The organism is Microcoleus sp. OTE_8_concoct_300 (assembly GCF_031383065.1).
Taxonomy (GTDB): Bacteria; Cyanobacteriota; Cyanobacteriia; order Cyanobacteriales; family Microcoleaceae; genus Microcoleus.
Genome location: NZ_JANMZH010000042.1, coordinates 1 through 1,190, shown reverse-complemented (window position 1 = coordinate 1,190; position 1,190 = coordinate 1). Strand labels below are relative to the sequence as shown.

Below are 1,190 nucleotides of genomic sequence, written 5' to 3'. Positions count from 1 at the left end.
AATAATTAGTAACTGGTATGAAGTCCAAAGGAATCTATTCACTTCAGTTATACGTGAGCATATTTTAGCAAACTTTAGTAGTGGTGGCATTGTCTAGAATACATAGATGATGTTTTTTGTCAATGCGTAAGTCCTAGATTGGTTATTGTCCGATCGCTCCCTTGAACCTGTGACGGTACGCGAACGGATTATCATGATGAACGCTTGCTGGGAATGGGCACACAAAAAGAAGCTGGTTCTCGACAATCCTTGGGCTGATGTTAAGGTTTCAGTCCCGCCAAAACAGCGCCCCGAACCGTTCACCCTTACAGAAATGAGCGCCATCGTTCATAAATTTCGTTCTGACTCAAACTTCAGTAACTACGCGGATTATGTGGAGTTTAAATTTGGCGTCGGTCTTCGCACCGGGGAAGCTGCTGCGCTGCAATGGCGACATTGCTCACCTGAATGCGATCGCATCTGGATCGGAGAAAGTTTGAGTAATGGTGGCTCTCGCAAATCAACCAAAACTAACAAGGCGCGCACGGTGCCGCTAACACCAAGGCTGCAACAGCTATTACTTGATCGGCGACCAATTGAGACGCTGCCCGACAATTTAATTTTCACCAGTAGCGAAGGTAGAGCGATCGACTCCAAAAATTTCTGCAACCGCTACTGGAAACCTGCGCTTGCATCCCTTGGAATTGATTACCGAAAACCTTACAACACCAGGCACACGCTAATTTCTCACGGCTTGGAAGCTGGCATGAATCCCGTGGCGATCGCATCCCTCACTGGCCACAATGTTCGCACTCTGTACGAAAACTATGCCGGATTGGTCAACTCACCACAATTGCCTGATTTTTTCCCGGTTTTGAACCCGGTTTCAGATGCTGATTTTGTGGTAATTCCATCTGATATCTCTGAATAAAACTCAGATGTTCAGGATGATTAATATCCCCATTACAACTTATTAATTGATTCAACAAAATAGGATTATAGAGAATTTTCCCGCTTGGGTTGCGTCCCCAGTGAATCCCTTCTATAAGTTTTTTTTGTTGTCGGTATCGCCTGGGGGGGTGACAAAGAGGCCTAGGAGATAGACCGAATCAGGGTTGCAGCCCGCATACCTTGTTGATAAAAGCGGCGTTTATTTCGAGTTAACTTTATTAACTGTTCCACCTCATCAGAATATTGTTCGAGATAATTAA

Annotated in this window: 1 protein-coding gene; it reads left to right on the top strand. The window is 45.0% G+C overall.

Annotated features, from left to right (window positions below):
- The first annotated feature begins 145 nt into the window (after positions 1-145).
- Complete coding sequence (locus tag ACUVJL_RS02265) at positions 146-910, top strand: site-specific integrase (protein WP_445244357.1); 765 nt, start codon at positions 146-148, stop codon at positions 908-910.
- Positions 911-1,190: the final 280 nt, after the last annotated feature.